Here is a 23889-nt window from a genome sequence, read left to right as displayed (position 1 = left end):
TACCTCGCATGCGCCATGTCACCTATCCCTCTTTCTATTCGATCGCAGAGCTTGAGACGGCGTAATTCCGTCACGCCCAAACAAAAGACCCGCGTCGGAGAGCGCAGGTCCAGGGTAAAGCAAGACGGCTGGATCCATCACCAGCCGGATATCTCATTCCATGGTGATCAGATACCTTGCTGGCCACTCGGCAAGGCATCGGCTTCCTTCTGGAAGACGCCCAATGTGCCGACGCGATGATGGCGGTCGTTGATGAAAGTCTCCAACGTCACTACGGTATCAGTCCCTTGGCTCCGGTACATGGCACGCTCAGCACTCATCGAGGCCTTCCAGTCGCTACCGAGACATTGCCCCAGTTCTTCACTGGCGATGGCAAGGGCGCTTCCAGGGTCCTTGATGTCGATGCGTCCAAAGCATTCATAGTGATCCGGGCGCTGTGCCGAAGTAATCACGCAAGCCTCATGAAAGGCCTGCACGTCGGTGTTCCAACTACGTGTCAGGCGCGTTTCCCTGAACTGGCCTTTGATGTCATCAAAGCCATTGTCAGCGCTGGCAACGGCCTGCTTGAGTTCTGCACAGTTGAACAGAGCTGCTACATGTTGTGGCGAAGCAGTAGTTACACAGCCAGTCAGGCTCATGGCGCTGGCCACAGCCAGTCCCGTCCAGGTAAGGGTTCTCCGCGTCATTTCCTTGTCTCCATGCGATAGCCGTGCCCGTCACGACTCGAGGACGTTACCATGCAACATCATCGCATCTCGCCGATATGCCTCCCATGCACCGCGCCTGATACCTCATATTGATCCGCCGACAAAAGCAGCGCCCGGCACGCCGCAATCGTCAGTACTCATCCTCGTCTTTCCTCTTCTGCCAGGGTTTCACTCAGCATTTCTGCAAACAGGGCCAGAGCCGGCGACATGGGGCGCTCTCTGGCTACACAGATATCCAGCCTGGCACCCGCTATCTGGTGATCGGACAAGGGGCGAAAAACCAGTTCGCCAAGCTGGACTTCCCGAACGATATCCAGTGGATTGAGAAAGGCAATCCCCAGGCCGGCACGGGCCAGGGACTTGATACTGAGCACACGACTGCACTCGGCAAAGGTGCTGAATGCCACCTGATGGTAGGCCAGGGTCTGCTCCAGGGTCGAGCCGCGATACATGTCCTTGTCAGGAAGAATGACGCGGTATTCAGCACAGTCCTTGAGCTTCACTTCCTTCTGCCTGGCCAGAGGGTGATCTGGCGCCATGACGGCGCCAAAGCGAAAGGTGGCACTGCGTAACGTACGAACGCGTGGATTGGGAGATGCGTTCACGCAGATTCCGATATCCGACTCTCCCGACACAATACGCTCCACAATGACATCCGTCAGACTGGTCAGTAATTCGAAACGCACTTGGGAATAGCGCTGCTCGAATCGTCGCATGACGGCAGGCAAGGTGAGGTCTGTCATCGATTCGACACTGGCGACGCGAATCTCGGCACAACCCGCACCACGAATCTCATCGAGCACACCGAGAATCTGGCGCTCATCGCGTTGCCATTGACGCACTTGATAGAGCAGCAACTCTCCTGCAGATGACAATCGCATGCCGCGCGGCAGGCGTTCGAAAAGCGGCACCTCAAGTTGTTCCTCCAGCTTGAGAATCTGACGATTGACTGCCGAAGCCGCTACATGGAGCCGTTCAGCGGCCTTGCGCAATGATCCCTGACGTGCCACCTCCTCGAAGTAACGCAAAGCAGTTGTCATTAGCGGCATGATGCTTCCTCCAGCTCGTGCATGATCCTGTTACCCGTTTCTATCATCGATATGACAAAAGCCCCACCGTTGCCGAAAAAGCAACAGATGAAACGAAAAACGATGATGGACCAGCACGCGCTCAGAGCACTAGCTTGAGCTTGCTAGACAGCACGACATCCCTACATCCATGCATAGCCCTAGTTTCTAACTTCTAAGCCTTCACCCATAGAACACCACAACAATAACGAGGTTCTCCATGTCCCACCCTGACGCCTCTGCCTCCGATCCCGTCGACGAGCGGCTGGCACCACATACCGCATTGTTGTTCGGCTTTCAGCACGTCCTGGTGATGGCCGCTGCGCCTATCACCGCCGTATTCCTGGTAGGCCAGGCCATGGGCTTCGGCCCTGACGTCACTGTACCGCTGATGAGTGCCACCTTCCTTGCCTGTGGGCTGGGGACCTTATTACAGTCCTTCGGACCCTGGGGGATCGGAGCCCGCCTGCCTTTTGTGCAGGTTCCCGGTGGCGCTCCCATCGTCATTTTCCTTGCCATCGCCCAAGCCACCGACATGCAGACAGCCACCGGGGCTGTCATCCTGACTGCCCTGTTCTACTTCATTGCACTGCCGTTCTTTACTCGGGTCCTGCGCTTCTTTCCTCCTATCGTGATCGGCACCATGCTGCTCCTGGTAGCCGTCAATCTGGTCAAGATCTTCGGTAGCCTGATTGTTGGCCAATCAGATAGCCCGAGTTATGCCTCAAGCTCCACCACACTGCTGGCCCTGGCCACCATGGCCGCCATTGTGCTCTGTGCTCGCCTGTTCAGAGGAGTGCTACGCCGCATTTCAGTGATGCTGGGCTTGCTGAGCGGAACACTGATTGCGGCCCTGTTCGGCGACATCGACCTCAGTGGCATGACCTCTGCCCCCTGGTGGGCATTGCCTCAGCTGTTTCCTTTTGGTACGCCAAAATTCGACGTCATCGCCTCGCTGCCCTTGATCATCTTCAGTGTCGTATCGATGACCGAAGCGACCGGACAGACCATGGCGACTGCCGAAATCGTCGGCAAGAAAGGAGACCCCAGCCTCCTGGTACCTCGCAATATTCGCGCTGACGCCCTGGGATCACTGTTCGGGGGGTGCCTGGGAACTTCCCTGATCATCACCAGTGGCGAGAACATCGGTATCGTGCGCGCCACTGGCATTCGCTCACGCTATGTCACGGTAGCGGCCGGCGCCCTGCTGATCGTCATTGCCCTCTTCGCCCCGCTTGGTCGCCTTGCTGCCGCGCTCCCCACCCCGGTGGTTGCCGGTACCGCAGTGATCGTGTTCGCCATCATCGGTGCCATGGGCATCAATATCCTGCGCAACGTCAATCTCAATGAGCATGGCAACCTCTATACCCTGGCCTCGGCACTGGCCATGGGGCTGTTGCCTATCGTCGTACCGGATTTCTATTTCGACTTCCCTAAGCACCTGCAGATCATTCTTGGCAACGGCCTGGCCATGGGCACTCTCACGGCGGTACTTGTCAACATCCTGTTTCAGTGCACCAGGCGTACGACGGCGTCGCATCGCCCCGATACCTACACCACCTCTACCGACCAGGAGCCTTCTTGATGCGCTCTTCCACTTTGCCTTCCTCTCTCACCGCCAGCGACTTCGATGCCGATGAACTGCTGCTGGCTCCCCAGGAAATATTACTGGACGGCAATATCGTCGAGGGCATGGCGGTACATATCGCACAGGGCCGCTTCGCCACCATCGGACCTCGCGCCGAACTATGCGCAAGCTTGCCTCACCTGGCCCCTCTGGAATTGCCATCTCACTTGCTGATGCCCGGCTTCATCGATAGCCATCATCACCTGACCCAATCGCTGGGCAAGTCACTGGTGTTCGGCGAGCCATCCGAGATCTTTCGCCGAATCTGGGTCCCTCTGGAGTCCAGCCTCGACGAACGCATGTTGTATCTCAGTTCAAAACTGGCCGCATTGGAGGCCCTGCGTGGAGGCTTTACCACGGCCGTCGATGCCGGCACCCGCTCTGCCGGAGAAATCGACGCCGTGGCCATGGCTGCCGAGGAAACCGGTATGCGTTGCGTACTGGGGCTGATCTGCAACGACCAGGGCGGCAGCGCCACACCTCAGCAGCGCCAGCAGATCCTCGATCGCGCCCAGCATCACCTCACACGCTGGCCGTCGTCAGGCTTGATTCATCCATCACTGGCGATCTCCATTCCGGAAGCGGCCAGCGATGACATGCTGCATGATGTTTCAGCACTGTGCGTCACGCATGGTGCAATCTTCCAGAGTCACGTCAACGAACACCTTCAGGCCATCGAGCGTTCATTGGTGGCACGAGGCCTGAGACCACTGCAGCACCTGCACGCAGTCGGAGCTCTGGGCCCACAGACATTGATTGCTCATGCCACCCTGGTGACACCGGACGAACTGAACCTGCTGCGTGATACTGACACGGCTGTGGCCTTTAATCCGGTGGCCAGCAGCTGGAAAGGTAATGCCGTGGCTCCTGCCTTGAACATGCGCGCACTCGGCATCCGCATGGGCCTCGGTAGCGATGGCACGCGCAGTGATGCTTTCCGCCTGATGGATGCTGCCGAAACCAGCCAACGACTGACCATCGGCCTGGCAACGGGCGACAGTTCCTGCGGTGGCGGCTGGCCATGGCTGGACATGGCAACATGCGATGCTGCCGATGCTGCCGGGCTTTCGGGCATCTGTGGCAGCATCGCTGAAGGCCTGGCGGCCGACTTCCTGCTGGTCAATGTCGATACGCCTGAAATGACACCAAGCTGGGACCGCCCCTGGGAATTGGTTCGCTATGGCAATCGCGACCAGATCGACGGCGTTTTCACCCTTGGTCGCCTGCGCCTGTGGCAAGGCTGGCCCTGTCACTGGGATGCGCGCGAATTGATGGCAGAAATACGCGAAAGCGCTGCTGCGGCCATTGCTCAGTCTCCCATCCAGCGTATCCACCCCACCTCAAGTACGCATCGTTCCCTGCGCCGTTCCCAATATCAGTCTCAACTGCAATCTCAACTTCAATCTCAACTTCAATCCCAGCCCCACCAGTCCAGCCGTGCCGGGGAGCAGAGACAATGATCGACCCCACCACCTTTGCCATCCTGGCTCTGGCAACGGGGCTGGCAGCCTTCATTCAAGGTGCCATCGGCATCGGCTTTGCTCTGGTCGTGGCACCTGTGCTTGGTGTGCTGGAGCCCCACCTTCTGCCCGTAGCATTACTGGTTCTGATGCTGCCATTGAACCTGTTCGTTGCTCTGAGAGAACGTGATGCCATCGATTGGCGCGGCAGTGCCTGGATCTCGGCCGGGCGCCTGCCTGGCACCCTGCTGGGGCTCTGGATACTGGTGCTGTTAAGTGCCGAGGGGCTGAATCAACTGGTTGGTGCCTCTACCGTACTGGCAGTCCTGGTGGCATTGTTTGCGCCGGTCTTTCGTCCCGGCCCAGGCTCCTGCGTTTCAGTCGGCATGATCACCGGTGTCACGGAGACTGCCACCGGCGTCGGTGGTCCTCCACTCGCACTGCTCTACCAGCACCGCCCCGGTCCGGAATTACGCTCGACCATCGCCTGCTGCTTTCTGGTCGGAGAACTGGTATCACTGGCCATCCTGGCCATCGCTGGCAAGGTCACCATGGAGCAATTGGGGTGGGCACTGGCGCTGGTACCACCGTTGCTGATCGGCAGCGTCGCCAGTCGCATGATTCATCAGCGTATCGACGCCCGCCGGCTGCGTCTGGGAGTACTGCTTTTTGCCCTGATCTCGGGGATATGGCTGATGCTGCCCGCCTAGCTGCTCCAAGTTTCGGAGCTTTATGCTTCGAGGCTTTCTATACTTTCAGGGCTTCCCGCGCCTTCAGTACTGCCACGACAACTGGATCGAACCAAATTCATCGTGGCGGTCCTGACCCTCGAACTCACGAGTACGCCAGACATTGGTCAGTGATAATTGCCAGTCCTGCCAGGTCATGGTGACACCCGCCTGGGCATCGCCTACCCAAGGCTCACGCTCTACGGAATGACTGTCCTCGAAGGTGTTGCCGTCCAGCAGCAGATTGTGGGCCATATAGCGGCCTTCGAAGTTGGCGAATACATACCAGGCAAAGTCGGAACCTGAGCGAAACCAGGACTGTCCCGTGGCGGCAGGCGCTACGGCAGGAATGCTGTAACTACGTTCCAGCCCTTGGCCGATTCGCGCTCCAAAGCCTGCGGATACATAAGTATAGAGATTACCAAGGGCGAATCCTGCAGAGGGCCCGGTATCGACTTCCAGTCCTGCCAGTTGCCGTTTTGCTATCCAGCCACGTTTCATGGCCAGATTGACGATGGGCTCAAAATCGAGCTGGTGGCTCCATCCCTCAGGTTCATCACTGTCGGTTATCTTGTGAATCCCCTTTTGGGTCGGCTCAGCCAGACTGGCGGGACCGACCCAGCCCACGTCGACATGCACCCCGGTAAGCTGGCGCCAACGCTCATGCTGCTGTTCATCGAACAGTGAAACCCCTCCATACAACAGCCCTGCATAAGGTCTGTCATCTTCGACCAGGTCACTGCGCGAGATATCAATGGGTGTATACATCTGCTGGCTCAAGCGCCAGGCGGCAAGCTCCCATTCTTCTGCAGGAATTCCCGTCAGACGCTCCCCCATCTTCCGGGTCCAGTGGTCCGACTCCGGAACAAAGGCCCAACTGGCCTCGATGCCGTTGGAATAGTGTCCATCGCTGCTGCCAGCGAATATGTCGTTTTCCACCTTGAGACTGGCAACACCATCGGCATGGGCTTGTGCCCCCCAAAGCCCGACCAAGGCCAGTACCATTACGCGCCGGGGCACCTTAAGCGTATTTCCTGCCGTCGGAAGATCCAGAGGGACAGAGAAACCTCGCAGAGAAAGAAAAGAGCGGAACATTGCCTTCCCCAAAATACATACAAACATGAATGTATTTTACCAGAAGTCAGCCCCTGGACTCGATACCTCCAATGGCAGATATCGAGTCTTTCTTTCCAGCCCCATATGGCGATGAATGGCCTAGTGTGCCTCATCCCAATTGGCACCACTCGCCGCTTCCACGGTCAAGGGAACATCCAGAGTGACGGTGTTCTGCATGAGCTGCTTGACCTCGGCCATGAAGGCTTCGACCTGATCTTCACGCACCTCGAACACCAGTTCATCGTGAACCTGCATCACCATCCAGGCATCAAACTCGACGTTATCACGCAGCCACGTATCCACGTCGATCATGGCACTCTTGATGATATCCGCAGCCGTGCCCTGCATCGGTGCATTGATTGCAGTCCGTTCAGCCCCTTGGCGACGGGCACGGTTCTGCGAGTGGATCTCTGGCAGATACAGGCGGCGACCGAACAGCGTCTCGACGAAACCGTCCTCGGCAGCCTGGGCACGAATACGCTCCATATACCGCGCCACACCAGGATAGCGATCGAAATAGCGATCGATGTAGGTCTTGGCCTGGCTCTGTTCGATATGCAACTGACGGCCCAGTCCCCAGGCACTCATACCGTATATCAGACCGAAATTGATCGCCTTGGCACTGCGACGCTGGTCAGCACTGACCTGATCCAGTGCGACACCGAACACCTCTGAAGCAGTGGCTGCATGGATGTCCCGGTTCTCGGAAAACGCAGAGAGAAGTCCCTTGTCACCAGACAAGTGAGCCATGATACGCAACTCGATCTGGGAGTAATCCGCGGCAACGATACGATAGCCAGGCCGGGCGATGAAGGCTTGGCGGATACGCCGCCCTTCCTCGGTTCGGATAGGAATGTTCTGCAGGTTAGGGTCGGTGGACGACAGACGTCCCGTGGCAGCCACGGCCTGGTGATAGCTGGTGTGCAGGCGACGCGTGGCCTTGTTGACCAGCTTGGGCAGCTTCTCTGTATAGGTCGAGCGCAACTTGGAAAGTCCACGATGCTCCATGATCACCTTGGGCAGCGGATAGTCCAGGGCCAGCTCTTCCAGCACCGCTTCCGCGGTCGACGGAGCCCCTTTGGGGGTCTTCTTGATGACCGGAATGCCCTGTTCCTCGAACAGGATCTGTCCCAGTTGCTTGGGTGAGCCCAGATTGAACTCACGCCCGGCCAGTTCGTAGGCCCGGGCTTCCAGCTCCTGAATGCGCTTGCCCAGCTCCTGTGTCTGGGTATGCAGGCGCTCCACATCCAATGCCACACCATTGCGCTCCATGGCCGACAGCACTCGGATCAATGGTCTCTCCAATCGATCCAGCACCTCGGACACACGGCCGGTCTTCTCCAGTCTTGGGCGCAGTTCGCGGTGCAGGCGCAAGGTGATGTCGACATCCTCGCACGCGTAGGGAACCGCCTGTTCCAGCGCAATCTGGTTGAAGGTCAACTGCTTGGCGCCCTTGCCCGCAATATCCTCGAACTTGATCGTACTCTCGCCCAGATACTTCAATGCCAGAGAATCCATATCATGGCGAGTGGCAGTAGAGTCGAGCACATAGGACTCGAGCATGGTATCGATCAATTCGCCCTTGACCGCGATGTCGTAGCGAGCCAGCACCGAAATATCGTACTTGAGGTTCTGACCGATCTTGGCAATCCCAGCATCGCCCAACACCTCAGCCAATGCCTGCAATACCGCCTTCCGGTCCAGCTGGGGCGGGGCATCGAGATAGTCGTGGGCCAGGGGAATATAGGCAGCTTCGCCAGGTTCCAGAGCCAGGCCGATACCGACAATATCCGCTTCCATGTAGTCCAGGCTGGTCGTCTCCAGATCAAAGCAGAATGCCTCGGCCTTCTTGAGGCGCTTCAACCATTCATCGAGCTGGGCCTGTTCAAGGATGGTGACATCCTGGCGCGTGCTGCTGGAACCTCTCTCCGATGCAGTATCGTCGTCGTGATCGCCGGACGGGGACGCCGTCCCCCCCTTCTGGGACTGCCCCTTGAGCAGTGACTCAAGCCAGGTCCTGAACTCCAGCTCCCGGTAGAGCTCGATCAGGGCCTCATTATCCTCCTCGCCAACCACCAGCTCATCCAGGCTGATCGCCAGCTCGCAGTCGGTCTTGATGGTGGCGAGCTGGTACGACAGATAGGCCATGTCGCGATGTTCTTCGAGCTTCCCGGACAAGGTCTTGGCACCACGGAAGGACAGTGTCTTGACCTTGTCGAGATCCGCATAGATGGTATCGAGCCCTCCATCCATGCCTTGCAACAGGCCCAGCGCCGTCTTTTCCCCTACTCCGGGCACGCCCGGAATGTTATCGATCTTGTCTCCCATCAAGGCCAGGTAGTCGATGATCAGTTCTGGCGGCAGGCCATACTTTTCCTTGATCCCGGCGACGTCCAGCGTCTCATTCTTCATGGTGTTGACCAGGGTGATATGGCCATTGACCAACTGGGCCATGTCCTTGTCACCCGTGGAAATCACGGCGTCACGCCCAGCTTCGGTCGCATGCCGGGCCAGCGTGCCGATGACGTCATCGGCCTCGACGCCTTCAATGCACAGCAATGGCAGTCCCAGGGCTTTCACGCAGTCATGCAACGGCTTGATCTGGACGCGCAGATCATCAGGCATCGAAGGCCTCTGGGCCTTGTACTCCGCGAACAGCTCATCACGAAAGGTCTTTCCTGGAGCATCGAAAACCACCGCCATGGGGCTATCCGGATAGTCCTTGCGCAGGCTCTTGAGCATGTTGAGCACACCCTTGATGGCCCCGGTAGGCTGACCCTTGGATGTGGTCAGAGGAGGCAAGGCATGGAAGGCGCGGTATAGATAGGAGGAACCGTCGACGAGAACGATGGGGCTAGAGGCCATGGATCGGCGTCCCTGAACGAAATGGTGGCAAACTGTGTCAAAACAGGAAACACTGTTCGCGCATCATGTTTGACTGACAATCAGGTAACATGCGTAACCTATGCATGAAAAGCTTGCATGCTTCCTGAACGATTGGCTCCATAATACGCATCATTATCGATCTTTGCTTGGAGCCATTTTTGCTAGGAGTCCTCATCATGCCCTTACTTCGCCTCGCTCTCGCCCCGTTGCTGGCTCTGGCCCTCATGGCCAGCGCATCGCCACTGCTGGCCCAGACAGTCGAGCCGGATATCAAGGTGCGCCAGGAAGCCGGCCAGACGATTCGCGAGTACCGCATCAACGGCAAGCTCTATGCCATTCGCATCGAGCCCAAGGGCGGCACGGCCTACTTTCTTGTCGATCATAATGGCGATGGCAATTTCCAGCGTCAGGACGGAAATAGCGTGGATGCCCCCAGCTGGGTGAAATGACCCTATCTCGTGCTGACCCTATGTCGTGCAAGGTTGTGTACGCAGAGTCGTTGCGATGGTCAGGCAGGCGGAATTGATTAAAAAATCGGAGTTTACGGAGAGTAAATGAGCATTTGAGATCAGTTCCAACGCAGCATCACCGGACTCAGGCACTTTTCGTACAGGACCTAGCTCTTTCGAGTCGCTACAATAGCCGCCTTGCAAACTCCGGGCGAGACGACACATGGCCGTATTCACACCTCTTGACGACGCGCAGGTCGCAAGTTTTCTCAGCCGCTTCGATGTAGGCGAACTGACTCAGTTGCAGGGTGTGCCTGCAGGCACCGAAAACAGCACCTTCTTCGTGACGACCGACCAGCGTGAACTGGTCCTGACCCTGTTCGAACAGGGCGATCATGAGGAGTTGCCTTTTTTTGTCGAATTGCTGGATTTCCTGGACGAGCATCGCATTCCTGTCGCAGGTCCTATTCACGACCGCGAAGGGATTGCCTTGCATGAGCTGGCCGAACGTCCTGCTCTGCTGTTCCCACGCCTGCCCGGCAAGCATCCCAAGGCGCCTAACCTGACACAGTGTCAGGCCCTTGGTACGGCATTGGGTCGGCTGCATCGGGTCTCGCAGCATTTCCCGGGCCACCGCCCAAATCCACGGGACCTGAACTGGTTATCCGCCATGCATCACAAGGTGCTGGTGTATATCTCTGCGCAGGACCAGGCGCTGATGCAAGACGAAGTGGAGTATTACCAGAGTGTCTTCGGAGAAGCCCCTGAGTTACCCCAGGGTGCACTGCATGGCGACCTGTTCCGCGACAACACTCTGTTCGACGGCGACAGCCTCGGCGGCATCATCGATTTCTACAATGGCTGTACCGGTGACCTGCTGTTCGATCTGGCCATCGTGATCAACGACTGGGCCACGGATGCCGATGGCCATCTTGACCAGGAGCGCCACGATGCCCTGCTGAGCGCCTACCAGGCCCAACGTCCGCTGAATGCTACCGAGATCGAGCTATGGCCGGCCATGCTGCGGATGACGGCTTTGCGTTACTGGCTATCTCGTCTGCTGGTGGTCTATGTGGATCCACCCGCTCATGACCTGACCCCTCATGATCCGGAGCAGTTCCGTCAGATCCTGCTCTCCCGAATCCACCACGGCGCGCTGCCTTTACCAGAGCCCGCCGTCAGCGCTGGAGCCCACTGAATGAGCCACAGCACCGCTGCACCATCGCCCGCCAAACGCGCACGACGCATCTGGAACATCGACCAGTGGGGAAGTGGTTACTTCGATGTCAACGATGATGGCCAAGCCTTGGTACGCCCCCTGGGTGACGCCGTGGAAGGCCCGGTCCTGCCATTGGCAGAGCTGACCGATAAATTGCGTCAAGCAGGACTGCGACTACCGGTGCTGATCCGCTTCACTGATATCCTTCATGACCGGGTCGAGCAGCTATGCGCGGCTTTCGATCAGGCCATGGAGGAGGACGAGTTCGATGGTGGCTACACCGCCGTTTACCCGATCAAGGTCAACCAGCAACGTCGAGTGGTCGAGGAAATCCTTGCCACTCAGGAACGTGGCCGTGGCCGTGTCGGTCTGGAGGCCGGCAGCAAGCCGGAGCTCATGGCGGTCCTGGCACAATCAGGCGATGCTTCTTCACTGATCGTATGCAACGGCTACAAGGATCGTGAATACGTGCGCCTGGCCCTGATGGGGGAGAAGCTTGGCCACCGTGTCTATCTCGTGGTGGAGAAGCTCTCGGAGCTGCCATTGATTCTCGAAGAGGCCGAGCGCATCGGTGTCGTACCACGTATCGGCTTGCGCGCCCGCCTGTCTACCATGGGCAAGGGCAAGTGGCAGGATACCGGCGGCGAAAAATCCAAGTTTGGCCTCACGGCAGGACAGATCCTCAACGTGATCGAGAGCCTGAAACAGGCCAACCGCCTCGAGAGCCTGCAACTGGTCCATTTCCATCTGGGCTCCCAGATTGCCAACATCGGCGATATTCAAGGCGGCCTGCGCGAGTGCGCTCGCTTCTATCAACACCTACGTGCGCTTGGTGCTCCTGTGGATACTGTCGACGTGGGTGGTGGCCTGGGTGTCGACTATGAAGGTACGCGCTCGCGCAGCTTCTGCTCGATCAACTACTCCATGCATGAGTATGCCCGCAATGTGGTCAACGCCTTCGCCCGAGTGTGCCAGGAACAAGACCTGCCCTACCCACACCTGCTCAGCGAGTCAGGTCGCGCCCTGACCGCTCATCACGCAGTGCTGATCACCAATGTGATTGGCGAAGAGCGGGTGGATACCAAGACACCCGAACGCCTCAGTGATGACCCGGAAGTGGAATCCCTGTGGCAGACCTATGACATCGTCGCAGCAGATCCAGAGCCCCGCGCTCTGGTTGAAGCCTGGCACGACCTTGTCCAGGACATGGGCGACCTGCATGACCGCTTCGTCCTTGGCCTGGCCGATCTTTCAGCCCGAGCAGAAGGTGAAAGCGTCTACTTTGCTGCCTCCGCTGCGCTGCGCAAGCAGCTCGATCCCCGCAACCGGGCTCACCGGGAAATCCTTGATGAACTGGCAGAAAAGCTTGCCGACAAGCTGTTCGTCAACTTCTCCCTGTTCCAGTCGGTACCGGATGTCTGGGGTATCGATCAGATCTTCCCGGTCCTGCCACTGACCGGGCTCGACTGCGAGCCAAGCCGACGAGGCGTGATCCAGGACATCACTTGCGATAGTGATGGCCGTATCGACGGCTACGTGGATGGTCAGGGTGTCGAGACTACCCTGCCATTGCCGGAATGGCGTGAAGGCGAAGAACGATTGCTGGGCTTCTTCCTGGTCGGCGCTTACCAGGAAATCCTCGGCGACTTGCACAACCTGTTCGGTGATACCGATGCAGTGGATGCATCCCTGGATCACAAAGGCAACTGGATCCTCAGCAACCTGCAACGCGGAGACCGCGTCTGCGATGTACTCGGCTATGTCAATTTCAGTGCCGAAGTCCTGCGGGAACGCCTGCGCGTGCAGCTGGCCGCCAGCAACCTGGACAGCAGCGAGCAACGTCGCTTCCTCTCTGACCTGACAGCAGGTCTGCAAGGCTATACCTATCTTCAGTAATCGCGGTGCATTCAGTGATCACATGCATTCAGTAATCGCAATGCATTGGGGGTTCACCCGGCAGAGAATGATGCGCCAGGTGAATCCCCTCATTTTAAAGGTACTTCTATTAAAAGCACTTCTCTTAAAAGTACGTCTCGGCACCGGAGCCTGGCAGTGATGTCGGTGCCAGATACAGGGGAGCTGCATTGGCATCGGCCGGACATCCAGAGAAGGCCGTTCCTGGTATCAGTTTCCACAGGCTGCTGTTCTGCAGACCCAGGTCGACTCCATGATTGAGGTCGCCACATTCAAGGCTATCGAAGTCTCCCTCTTCTACCAGCAGCCAGCGCTTTCCAGGGTTCTCGGCGAGCCAGGCCATCGCTCTCGGCACCTGTTCATCCACTGGAGTATGGTCTCCGAAATGTACCGTGGGTCGATGGGCATGGAGCAACGTCTCCTCACTGAAGTCGAGCATCGCCAGCTCACCCTGGGGTCCGAGTTGCTCATCCACCACCGCCATCATGTCTCGAGGTGAACGGTGTGGATCCATCCACACGTACCCCAGGGTCGACCACCACCCCCATACCAGCCACAAGAACAGGGTACAGGCCAGCATGCCACGGCGTGGCCGCATCAACACTGCCAAAGCAATGGCGACTCCACCCAGCACCAACCAATCCCACCATGGCGTGATGCCATAGTCATGAGCCAGTTTTTGCAGGGCGCCTATATGTATGAAGCCAAGAATACTGGCGACCAGCAATAGAATGCCCAGCACTAGAGTCGTGCCGAAGGCACAGATGTTGGTGAGACGATGACGCAGCAGACCTGGCAGCAAAGGCGCCAGGGTCATCACCACAAGAGGTGTCGTGGGCAACATATAGACGCCACGCTTGCCCGGAGACAGCGAAAAGAACACGATGATCAGCACCAGCGCTGACAGTGGCAGGATCAATCGCGCATCCTGGCGCCGGATGCGCCGCCACCAGTTGGGCAGCGCCCATGGCAACGCCAGCACCAGCGGCATCCACGCCCAGGGCAACACTTCAACGATGTAATAGTACCAAGGCTTCAAATGCGCCCAGGAATTGGCATAGCGCTGGCCCGTCTGCTTGAACAGGATGTTGTCACGATAGGCCGCCAGACTCGGGTCGTCACCGAAGGTCGTGATCATGACCATAGGTATCCCCCAGGCCAGCACCACAGCCAGCAGGCAGCCCCCTCCTTCCAGCCACTGGCGCAGGCTGACCCTGTGGGCCTGCCCTTTATATGCCAGCCACCCCCAGGCCGGGAACAATGCCATCGGCAGAAAGCCGACGCCCTTCGTCAGGATACCGGCTCCCATCGCAGCAAAGCCGATTCGCCACCACCAGCGTGCAGGCCCCAGCAAGACGTGGCGCATCACACCATAAGCGCCCAGGGTAGTGAAGAAGGTGAGCATCATGTCGATCTGGGCCGTCTTGGCCTGCAACACAAACTGTAGAGTGGCCAGCAGTGCCAACCCACTCAACCAGGCGACCCTGTTGCCATACAGACGGCGCACCAGATCCACCGTCAGTGCCAGGGTTCCAAGCCCGGCCAGCAAGGTCGGTAGCAGGAACCCTATGCGCAAAGAACCCGTCAACCAGATCGACAACGCTGAAGCCCACATGAAGATCGGCGGCTTGTCCGCGTATAGCTCGCCACCACGATGAGGAATCCAGAAATCCCCTGTTACCAGCATTTCAATGGCGTTGAGGGCAAAGCGAGGTTCATCCGCAGGCCAGGGGTCACGCCAGCCCAACCCCAGAGACAGCAATATAGTGGCGAACACCACCAGAACTGCCCAGGCCAGCAGGCGACGAGGGCGCGTAGCAAAGCATGATGACAACATGAACAGCCTCGGAATCAGGATCGGCCAGGAGGGATATACACTGACAACATTCAGGCAGGCTCTTGCTGGCTGCATTTGTGTCGGCGCAATAACACCAGGTTGCGCAGGTAGATAAGCAGACCGGTACCTTGTCCCAGAATGAAGACAGGATCGCGGCGATGCAGCGCATAGGCAAACAACGTCACCCCACCTGCCAGGCTGAGAAACCAGAATGCCGTAGGCACCACACTGCGCTTGGCCTTTTCACTGGCAATCCACTGGACCAGAAAACGTGCAGAAAAGAGCGCCTGCCCGGCAAAGCCGATGATCATCCACACAGTGACCGTCATCCTTTCAGGGCCTCCATGCGAGAAGACACGACATGTGCAGCAACGGACTCTTCGTGCGCTTGCGTCACTGCCTCGCTCTCACCCCGAAGAAGCTCGCTGTCCTCGATGCCAGTGACCAAGGCAGGCAGGCGTGAACGCCGCTTGAGCCACATCACCCCCATGAGATCGACGATACCCACCCACAGGCGATTGCCCAGGCCATAATGCGACTGGCCTGTACCACGCTCTCGATGATTGACGGGGCGAGCCAGGCATTTGCCTCCCTGAGCATGGATCAGGGCAGGCAGAAAACGATGCATATGATCGAAATAAGGCAATGAGAGGAAAGCGTCACGGCGAATCACCTTGATTCCGCAACCACTATCGGGAGAGTCGTCGTCGAGCAAGCGGCGACGAATGTTATTGGCGATACGAGATGACAGCAGCTTCAACTTCGTATCCTGGCGTACCACTCGATGGCCGCCGACCAGCACGGCATCTTCATCGATCGCCGCCTGCATGAGTGCCGGGATATCAGCAGGATCATTCTGGCCATCACCATCCAGAGTGGCCAACCAGGTCCCTCTCGCCAACTGAGCAGCCTGCCAGACAGAAGTGCTCTGGCCTGCACTGTGGGAGTGACGCAGCGGACGCAGATGCTTATCGTGCTGTGCACGTTGCACCAGCAGTGACCACGTGTCATCACTGGAGCCATCATCCATCACCAGTACTTCGTAGTTGATGACCGGGGTGATGACCGGGGTGATACCTGACAATGCCAGGGCAATTTCATCCAGCAATGCGGGAAGATTACCGGCTTCATTATGGGCAGGAATCAGGACAGAAAGCTCAATATGGGTCATCATCGAGAACCTGTCAGAAAAGGGAAGGGAGAGGATTATGTCTGCTGAGCCTTAACCCTATATTAAAAGACTGACAATATGGCTCCCTGCCACGTTCAATTATCGACTCTGCAAAATTTGCCGATTTTTTCAGAATATTCTGCAAGTTACGTAAGTATCATTTCATGAGTTTGAACCAGCACCATTAACTAAACAGGAAGAACTACACAGGAAGATAGTGACATGCGTGCACTTCTCGTCGAAGACGATCCACTACTCGGAGATGGCTTGAAGACGGCTCTCGAACGAGAAGGATATGCCGTGGACTGGTTTCAGCAGGGCGGGAACGCCCTGGAGGCCCTCAAGCGAGAGCCTTTTTCGGTCATGGTGCTGGATCTTGGCCTGCCCGACATGGATGGACTCGATGTGCTGAGCGAGGTGCGTCGCAGTGGCTCCCTGCCAGTGCTGATCCTCACTGCCCGCGATGCCATCGACCAGCGAATTCGTGGCCTGGACGCTGGTGCTGATGATTATGTCCTCAAACCCTTCGAGCTGCAGGAGCTTCTCGCCCGCTTGCGCGTCATCCGTCGCCGTGCTGCAGGACGTGCCTCACAGACCATCCACCTTGGCAGGCTGAGTATCGACGAGGCCAGCCATCAGGTGACCTGGCAAGGGCAAGCAGTAGAGCTCAGCCGCAGAGAGTTCGCCCTGTTGGCAGAACTGGCCCATCAACCTGGCCAGGTCCTCTCGCGCCCCCGCCTGGAAAGCCTGTTGTATGGCTGGGGAGCAGAGCTGGAGTCCAATGCGCTCGAAGTGCATGTCCACCACCTGCGCAAGAAACTGGATCGTTCCCTGATCACGACCGTACGAGGCATCGGATATCGGCTCAACATCGAAGCGGTGGAAACCCCATAGGCATGAACTCGATTCGTCGTTACCTGTTCCGCACTCTGGCGCTGAGTCTGGCCCTGATTACTGTGCTGTCAGTCACGGCCACTTACCTGATCACCAACCACGAACTGGAAGAGATTCTTGATGCCCAATTGAGCCTAACCGCCCGGGAGATCATGTCCTTCCTGCCTGACCAACCCACGCCACTGGACTATCGACGTCTGGCAGAACGACTCGACCAAGGTGACGCGTCTGCCCGGTTATATCCAGCATCCGGTATCACGTCACAGACCTCCGTACATCTCCCTAGCGCGCGCCTGTATCACCATGAGGAGCGCAAGCTGACAATCGGCCTGTGGGACAACCAGGCCAGGCCATTGGTGGTCGGTCCCCGTTGGCACAGCAGTGATGAGTCCATTGCTGCCCCGCAGTCAGAAGGCTTTAGCTGGATCGAGTACCAGGGCAAGCGCTGGCGCTCTCTTACGGTATTCGATGCACAGAGCGACCTGTGGTTACGCCTGGGAATCGAATATCACTTTCTCGAGGAAATCGTCGAACGAGTGGCTCTGAATCATCTATGGCCCATGCTACTGCTGTTGCCCCTGGCGCTAGCCATGATGCTGTACCTGATACGCCGCGGCCTTGATCCTATCCATCAGCTTTCGCGCCAGGTCCATGATCGCAATGCCGATGATCTCAGCCGCATCACACTCCCGGTGCCCCAGGAGCTTCATGACCTGCGCAGTGCACTGAATGAGTTTATTGTCCGCCTGGACAAGACCCTGGAGAGAGAACGTCGCTTTACCGCCGATGCAGCTCATGAGCTGCGCACACCTCTGGCTGCGATGAAGATCCATCTCGACAATGCAGAGGCAGGTGAGCGTGATGCCTTGCCCAAGGCTCAACGCGGTATTGCACGCCTGCAACGGGTCGTCGATCAGTTACTGACGTTGGCCAGAGTCGATCGCAAGCAGTTTGCTGACTGGCAGCATCTCGACCTGCGACCCTTGTTGTTCGAACTGGTCGCTGAGTCCTGGCCACTGGCCGAAGCTCGCCAACAACAACTGCACATGCATGACATTCCTTCGGTATACATCGACGGCAATGCCGTGGAGCTGGGCATCCTGATTCGTAACCTGCTGGATAACGCCCTGCGCTACACCCCCGATGGAGGCCGCATCGATGTAGCCCTGCACCAGGACAACAGTGGCACCACCCTGACAATCCAGGACAGCGGCCCGGGCATTCCTGAAGATCAGTTGACGACAGTCACCGAGCGCTTTCGCCGCGCCAGCGACCAGAGCACCACAGGCAGTGGCCTGGGCCTGTCCATCGCCATGGCCCTGGCGGCCCGGCATGGTGCCATATTGTCTCTGACCAACGCCGAGCGTGGCGGGTTGATCGTCAGACTGACCTGGCCCAGCGCTCAAATGTCGTGATACACAGATATCTTGATACACAACCCATGACGCCATGATAGATATTGTTGAAGATGACCTGAGCCGGCCGGAGATGGTGGCCATGATCCAGGCCCACCTGGAAAACCTTGCCGAACTCTCGCAGGGCTCTCCTCCCGAAAGCCGGCATGCCCTGGGTATCGAGCAGTTGAAAGCTCCAGAGGTCACGCTATGGGGAGCCTGGGAGGGGAGCCTGCTAATAGGTTGCGTGGCATTGAAGGCACTCTCGCCAGCACATGGTGAGATCAAGTCGATGCGCACCGCGCCGGAACATCTGCGCCGAGGCATTGCGTCTCTCATGCTCCACCATGTGATCGATCAGGCTCATGCCCGCCACTACCACAGACTTAGCCTGGAAACAGGTTCTCAACCGGGTTTCAGCGCAGCAAGAGCGTTCTACCTGCGGCACGGCTTCACTACCTGTGCTCCTTTCGGCAATTACGTCGAGGACCCGAACAGCGTCTATATGACCAAGCACCTCTCTCCAAGCCACTGACTCCAAGCAACTCACACCAAGCAACTCACACCAAGCAACTCACACCAAGCAACTCACACCAAGCAACTCACACCAAGCCACTGAGCATCTGCCCCATGCATCTGAGCAAGAGACATGAGCAAGGCCACTCACATACCTCGGAAACCGTTGGCCATAGCGCGGGTGACAGTGACGATGGTACCCAGCTACCGCTACCGCAGGGGGCCGTGGAAATCGCCTTTTCCAGTGCAGGCACGACATGTCGTGGTTGGCATTTTCCACCAGCTGGATTCGCCCCCCAGGAAGACGCTATCGATAGCTCCGCACTTGCGACCCTGGTCATGGCCCCTGGACTCGGCGGTATCATCGATGGCGGCCTGCCCGGTTATGCCACGAGACTTTCCCAGGCCGGTTATCGAGTCGTCGGTTTCGATTACCGCTATTTCGGCCGCTCCAATGGAAAACCACGCCAGTTGCTGACCATTCGTGATCAGTTGAAGGATTGGGCCGCCGCCATTGCCTTTGCTCAGCACCTGTCCCCTGCCTCACCTCTGGTGCTATGGGGAACTTCTTTCTCCAGTGCGCATGTGATGACGCTGGCTGCCGAGCACCACGATGTTGCCGCCGTCATCGCACAGAACCCGATGCTGGATGGCATGGCGTCGGTATGGGCCAAGTCGAAACACGACGGCCCCGGATCAATCCTGAAGCTGAGCCAGGTCGCCATTGAAGACTGGCTGCGAGGCCGGGTTGGCATGCAACCGCGTTATATTCCCATCGCTGCCGAACCCGGACAGCTGGCAGCCCTGGATACCGATGATGCCTTGGAAGGAATCACCGCCTTGGCACCGGAGACATTCGACAACCGCATGTCGGCCCGTGTACTGCTTACCTTGGGCCTTTATCGCCCCATCAGGGGGGTGCACAGGATACGCTGCCCAGTCTTGCTGCAGTTGTGCCTGCGAGACACCGTGACGCCCATCGCACCGGGTTATCGCGCGGCCACCCGACTGGGCAACCGCGCCACACTATGTACCTACGATGCCGGCCATTTCGATATCTATGAAGGCAACCTGCTGGACGCAGTCGTGAGCGATCAGATTGCCTTCCTGGACAGGGTGTTGACCCAAGCTACGCCGCCGACATCTGCAGAGCAGCCTCCAGCGGAGTAAAGTACGTCCGACGGATTGCATCGTGCAGGTCACCCAGACCAATCTGCAAGTCATTGATGAAGTCATGCAGCCCCTCCGGTGAGCGCACCAGCCCGCCCACATCAGCCTCGGCCACATCCGCACGCACTTGAGTCACTGCCGCCAGGGCTCGCTCATGGCGAGGCAGGGACATCAATGCCCTGGAAGCATCCCAGAGACTGCGCGTGACAGAGCGAGGCAGGTTCTGGTCCTGCAGCAGAAAGGTCAGGACATCCGTGGCCCGTACCCGCAAGCGCACGTGCTGGCGATACATCTGATACGCCGTCAGGGATTTCAGCACACTCATCCATTGCAGGTGCTCGAAAGGACGAATGTCATCCGGTCCCCGCGACAATAGGCTGCCCGAGCGCACATCGAGAATTCGGGTTGTCATGTCAGCTCGCTCGATCTGACGTCCAAGCACCATGAAGGTACGTGCAGTGCCATAGCTCAAGGTACCTTCCACCAATCCCCTCATCATCTGGCAGCCACTGATGATCTGTTTGAGAAACAGTTCGCTGCGTCCATGGCCCAGGCCGGCTTCAGACTGTGCACAGGCTGTCATGTACAGTTGGTTGGTGGCTTCCCATACTTCTCTCGGCACCACATCCCGGGTGGTACGCAGGTTCTCACGGGCTTGAGCCAAGGCCGACAGAATGGAGCCCGGATTGCGTTGGTCGGCACACAGGAACTGCATCACATTACGATCATTGGGCTGATCATAGAGATTGGCAAAATCTTCGCTTCCCCCTGTGATATCAACGACCGCAGACCACATCAACGGCTGACGCCGCGGCAGATCCAGCATCAGGTGATTGGTAACATTGACCAGACGAGCCGTATCTTCGGCTCGTTCGACATAACGAGCCATCCAGTACAGGTTCTCGGCTACACGTGAAAGCATCGGCATGATCAGTACCCTCCCGTCTCGGTCAGCCTTGTCTCAGCCAATCCTGGCTCGACCACTCCTGTCTCGACCATTTCCGTCTCGACAATCCAGGTATCCTTGCTGCCGCCACCCTGTGAGGAATTGACCACCAGGGAGCCCTTGTTCAGCGCCACCCGAGTCAAACCACCTGTCGTGACATAGGTAGAACCCTGTCCAGAAAGAATGAACGGGCGCAGATCAACATGGCGCGGTTCTGGCCGACCATCAAACAAGGTGGGTGTCGTCGACAGCTTGAGCATGGGCTGGGCCATGTAATTGCGTGGATCCGCCTTGATCCTCTCGGCAAAAGCCTCTCGTTCCTCCCGGGTTGCATGTGGTCCCATCAGCATGCCGTAACCGCCCGACTCATTGGCAGGCTTGACCACCAGCTGGTCGAGATGATCGAGCACATAGCGCCGATCTTCCTCTCTCATGCACAGGTAGCTCGGCACATTGGCAAGCAATGGCTCCTGATCCAGATAATAGCGGATCAATTCCGGGACAAATGCATACACCACCTTGTCATCTGCCACGCCCGCTCCAGGAGCATTGGCCAAGGCTACATTACCGCTGCGCCAGGCCCGCATCAGTCCCGGCACACCGAGCACAGAATCCTTCCGAAAGGCCTCAGGATCCAGGAAATCATCATCAATACGACGATAGATCACATCGACCCGGGTCAATCCACGCACTGTGCGCATATAGACCACATCATCGCCATCCACCATCAGGTCCGAACCCTGCACCAGCTGCACACCCATCTGCTGGGCCAGATAAGCATGCTCGTAATAGGCCGAGTTGTAGATACCAGGAGTCAGAACCACTACCTGGGGGTCATCTGAATGACGAGGCGACATGCTGACCAGCATGTCGTATAGCTGTGGCACGTAATCGTCCACAGGAAGAATCCGCCCCGAGGAAAACAGTTCAGGCAGCACACGCTTGGTCACATTGCGGTTTTCCAGCATGTAGGACACGCCCGATGGAATGCGCAGATTGTCCTCCAGCACATAGAGTGTGCCATCATCTCCCCTGACCAGGTCAGAGCCGCAGATATGCGCCCACACACCATGCGGTGGATCGATGCCCACGCACTGAGGGCGAAAATTGACCGACTTGGCCAGGACTTCGGCAGGAAGCACTCCGTCCTTGATGACCTTTTGATCGTGATAAAGATCGTCGATAAACAGGTTGAGGGCTTCAACACGCTGGACAAGACCTGCCTCTGTTCGTCGCCACTCATCAGCTGGAATGATCCGAGGAACAATGTCGAAGGGCCATGCCCGATCGATCATGCTTCCTTCGGAATAGACTGTGAAAGTAATGCCCATGGTGCGGATAGCAATTTCAGCGGCGGTCTTGCGCTCCGCCAGCTCGCTGGGGGCAAATCCAGCCAGCACATCACATAGCATCCTCGCAGCTTCTCGAGGCATACCCGGCGCCGCCATCAGTTCATCGTAGAACTCGTTGGAGCAATATTGCTGCCAGTCGACTCGGCTCATCGGCAATGCCTCCTTATCCCGCAATCACATGTCCATTAACCGCATGCTCAGCAACCACATGCCCAACAGTCACATGCTCAAAAACATGGATTGCATCTTCCTTTGTATATTCAGCCCACTAGCAACCGGGCCTAGATCTAGCCAAGCAAGCGACGAGCCAGTCTGCAAGAAATTCCTTGATTTTGAAGGCAATTGCGTCGAATACGCACAGTTAAGTAGACTTTTGTACCAGCACCTATCCCTCTTATGCACCATGACGAGACATCTATGCCGGTACGCGCAAGAAAGGCTTGAACGCATCATGAGACCAAGCTAGATCTTGATATCATCCTCTGGGGGCAGTAGCTTTCTGTCGCCGACACTTCGAGTCTCACCATGCCCCGTTATCGCCTGCGTCATACCACTCGCTATCGTTATACCGAGCCCGCAACCCTGAGCAGGAACGAGGCACGGCTGACACCACGTACGCTTTCCTACCAGCGTGTCGAGGATATACGTCTGGAGGTCTTGCCGACTCCCGAGTACCAGTCACAGTATCTTGACGCTTTTGGCAATGTCGTCTCACTGTTCAATGTCAATGCTCCCCACGACACCCTTGATGTGACCATGCACGCCTGGATCACCACCCTGCCACGGCCCGAGCCCCCTGTGGGAAAGATGACCTGGGAGGAATGTCGTGATCGCCTGGCGCAGGAACATTACGCGCAAAGCCAAGGTGCGCTGCCATTCCTGCAGGATTCCACCTTTATCCGGCGCTGCCAGGCACTGGCAGATTGGCTGGCACCCTGCCTGACCCCAGGTCGAGATCTTGTCGAAATGGCGGATGCACTCAACAGACGCATCTTCGAGGAGTTCACTTACGACCCGAGCTTCAGCACGCTGGAAACCACCTCGCTGGAGGTGATTCAACACAAGCGCGGGGTGTGCCAGGACTACGCACATCTGGCCATTGCAGCCTTGCGTTCCGTGGGTCTGGCCGCACGCTATGTCAGCGGCTATCTCGAGACTGCCCCACCACCTGGACAGCCGAGGCTGATCGGCTCCGACGCGTCCCACGCCTGGTTTTCCGTATTGATTCCCGAATGGGGCTGGTTGGCTCTTGATCCCACCAATGGCACCCGGGCCAGCGAACAGCATCCTGTACTCAGTTGGGGACGCGATTACGCCGATGTCGCCCCGCTCAAGGGGGTTGTCACCGGGGGCGGCATGCAGACGCTAGAAGTGGAAGTGGACGTGATTCCCGAGGATGAGGTTGCTGCTCTGGGATTGTAGTCAGCGCGTAATCA

20 protein-coding genes are annotated in these 23889 nt (G+C 57.8%); 11 read left to right on the top strand and 9 right to left on the bottom strand.

Annotated features, from left to right (window positions below; genetic code table 11):
* Positions 1 to 167: 167 nt before the first annotated feature.
* Both E4T21_RS01540 and E4T21_RS01535 read right to left on the bottom strand, forming a co-directional pair.
* Positions 168 to 686: a hypothetical protein gene (locus E4T21_RS01540; protein ID WP_149282898.1), complete on the bottom strand. Its 519-nt coding sequence runs from the start codon at positions 684 to 686 to the stop codon at positions 168 to 170.
* 158 nt (positions 687 to 844) lie between these two features.
* A complete protein-coding gene (locus E4T21_RS01535; RefSeq protein WP_149282896.1) occupies positions 845 to 1756 on the bottom strand; it encodes a LysR family transcriptional regulator in 912 nt (303 codons plus the stop codon).
* Positions 1757 to 1994: 238 nt separating this feature from the next.
* On the opposite strand from E4T21_RS01535, the gene E4T21_RS01530 reads away from it, so the two are divergent.
* Genes E4T21_RS01530 through E4T21_RS01520 form a run of 3 tightly spaced genes read left to right on the top strand, consistent with a single transcriptional unit; the run spans position 1995 to position 5571 of the window.
* Complete coding sequence (locus E4T21_RS01530; protein WP_149282894.1) at positions 1995 to 3359, top strand: uracil-xanthine permease family protein; 1365 nt, start codon at positions 1995 to 1997, stop codon at positions 3357 to 3359.
* A complete protein-coding gene (locus E4T21_RS01525; protein ID WP_149282892.1) occupies positions 3359 to 4861 on the top strand; it encodes an amidohydrolase family protein in 1503 nt (500 codons plus the stop codon). Before E4T21_RS01530 ends, E4T21_RS01525 begins: the two co-directional genes overlap by 1 nt.
* A complete protein-coding gene (locus E4T21_RS01520) occupies positions 4858 to 5571 on the top strand; it encodes a sulfite exporter TauE/SafE family protein (RefSeq protein ID WP_149282890.1) in 714 nt (237 codons plus the stop codon). Before E4T21_RS01525 ends, E4T21_RS01520 begins: the two co-directional genes overlap by 4 nt.
* Before the next feature lie 63 nt (positions 5572 to 5634).
* Here the strand turns inward: E4T21_RS01520 and E4T21_RS01515 are convergent, their stop codons facing one another.
* Together E4T21_RS01515 and polA are read right to left on the bottom strand one after the other, a co-directional pair.
* On the bottom strand, positions 5635 to 6684 hold the full coding sequence (locus E4T21_RS01515) for a lipid A deacylase LpxR family protein (RefSeq protein ID WP_240349255.1): 1050 nt from the start codon (positions 6682 to 6684) through the stop codon (positions 5635 to 5637).
* A 120-nt stretch (positions 6685 to 6804) separates the two neighbouring features.
* On the bottom strand, positions 6805 to 9570 hold the full coding sequence (polA, locus tag E4T21_RS01510; RefSeq protein ID WP_149282888.1) for a DNA polymerase I: 2766 nt from the start codon (positions 9568 to 9570) through the stop codon (positions 6805 to 6807).
* 197 nt (positions 9571 to 9767) lie between these two features.
* Between polA and E4T21_RS01505 the strand changes: the two genes are divergently transcribed.
* The 3 genes from E4T21_RS01505 to speA all read left to right on the top strand — a co-directional run bounded on the left by E4T21_RS01505 (position 9768) and on the right by speA (position 13155).
* A complete protein-coding gene (locus E4T21_RS01505; RefSeq protein ID WP_149282886.1) occupies positions 9768 to 10040 on the top strand; it encodes a DUF2782 domain-containing protein in 273 nt (90 codons plus the stop codon).
* A gap of 223 nt (positions 10041 to 10263) precedes the next feature.
* On the top strand, positions 10264 to 11238 hold the full coding sequence (locus tag E4T21_RS01500; RefSeq protein ID WP_149282885.1) for a homoserine kinase: 975 nt from the start codon (positions 10264 to 10266) through the stop codon (positions 11236 to 11238).
* Positions 11239 to 13155, top strand: coding sequence for a biosynthetic arginine decarboxylase (gene speA, locus E4T21_RS01495; RefSeq protein WP_149282883.1), 1917 nt, complete (start codon positions 11239 to 11241; stop codon positions 13153 to 13155).
* 124 nt (positions 13156 to 13279) lie between these two features.
* On the opposite strand, the gene E4T21_RS01490 is transcribed toward speA, so the two are convergent.
* From E4T21_RS01490 to E4T21_RS01480, 3 genes are read right to left on the bottom strand one after another with little or no spacing between them, the layout of a single operon-like run.
* Positions 13280 to 15010, bottom strand: coding sequence for an ArnT family glycosyltransferase (locus E4T21_RS01490; RefSeq protein ID WP_149282881.1), 1731 nt, complete (start codon positions 15008 to 15010; stop codon positions 13280 to 13282).
* Positions 15011 to 15060: 50 nt separating this feature from the next.
* Positions 15061 to 15339 carry a lipid-A-disaccharide synthase N-terminal domain-containing protein gene (locus tag E4T21_RS01485; protein WP_149282879.1) on the bottom strand — a complete coding sequence of 93 codons (279 nt, stop codon included), beginning with the start codon at positions 15337 to 15339 and terminating at the stop codon, positions 15061 to 15063.
* Positions 15336 to 16184 carry a glycosyltransferase family 2 protein gene (locus E4T21_RS01480; RefSeq protein WP_149282877.1) on the bottom strand — a complete coding sequence of 283 codons (849 nt, stop codon included), beginning with the start codon at positions 16182 to 16184 and terminating at the stop codon, positions 15336 to 15338. Before E4T21_RS01480 ends, E4T21_RS01485 begins: the two co-directional genes overlap by 4 nt.
* A 219-nt stretch (positions 16185 to 16403) precedes the next feature.
* Here E4T21_RS01480 and E4T21_RS01475 point away from each other — a divergent pair, with 219 nt between their 5' ends.
* The 4 genes from E4T21_RS01475 (at position 16404) to E4T21_RS01460 (ending at position 20155) form a co-directional block, all read left to right on the top strand.
* Positions 16404 to 17075 carry a response regulator gene (locus tag E4T21_RS01475; protein ID WP_149282875.1) on the top strand — a complete coding sequence of 224 codons (672 nt, stop codon included), beginning with the start codon at positions 16404 to 16406 and terminating at the stop codon, positions 17073 to 17075.
* 2 nt (positions 17076 to 17077) lie between these two features.
* A complete protein-coding gene (locus E4T21_RS01470; protein WP_149282873.1) occupies positions 17078 to 18490 on the top strand; it encodes an ATP-binding protein in 1413 nt (470 codons plus the stop codon).
* A gap of 34 nt (positions 18491 to 18524) precedes the next feature.
* Positions 18525 to 19004, top strand: a complete 480-nt coding sequence (locus E4T21_RS01465) for a GNAT family N-acetyltransferase (RefSeq protein WP_240349254.1) — start codon at positions 18525 to 18527, stop codon at positions 19002 to 19004.
* Positions 19005 to 19099: 95 nt separating this feature from the next.
* A complete protein-coding gene (locus tag E4T21_RS01460) occupies positions 19100 to 20155 on the top strand; it encodes an alpha/beta hydrolase (protein ID WP_149282871.1) in 1056 nt (351 codons plus the stop codon).
* Here E4T21_RS01460 and E4T21_RS01455 read toward each other — a convergent pair.
* Positions 20115 to 21083 (bottom strand): alpha-E domain-containing protein, encoded by a 969-nt coding sequence (locus E4T21_RS01455; RefSeq protein ID WP_240349253.1) that lies wholly within the window; start codon positions 21081 to 21083, stop codon positions 20115 to 20117. The genes E4T21_RS01460 and E4T21_RS01455 overlap by 41 nt on opposite strands.
* 2 nt (positions 21084 to 21085) lie before the next feature.
* Positions 21086 to 22603 (bottom strand): circularly permuted type 2 ATP-grasp protein, encoded by a 1518-nt coding sequence (locus E4T21_RS01450; RefSeq protein WP_149282869.1) that lies wholly within the window; start codon positions 22601 to 22603, stop codon positions 21086 to 21088.
* Positions 22604 to 22978: 375 nt separating this feature from the next.
* On the opposite strand from E4T21_RS01450, the gene E4T21_RS01445 reads away from it, so the two are divergent.
* Positions 22979 to 23875, top strand: coding sequence for a transglutaminase family protein (locus E4T21_RS01445; RefSeq protein ID WP_149282867.1), 897 nt, complete (start codon positions 22979 to 22981; stop codon positions 23873 to 23875).
* The last annotated feature ends 14 nt before the right edge of the window (positions 23876 to 23889 follow it).

Origin of the sequence: Halomonas binhaiensis (assembly GCF_008329985.2) — a bacterium.
Classification (GTDB): domain Bacteria; phylum Pseudomonadota; class Gammaproteobacteria; order Pseudomonadales; family Halomonadaceae; genus Halomonas; species Halomonas binhaiensis.
This window is presented reverse-complemented; position numbering and strand designations above follow the sequence as displayed.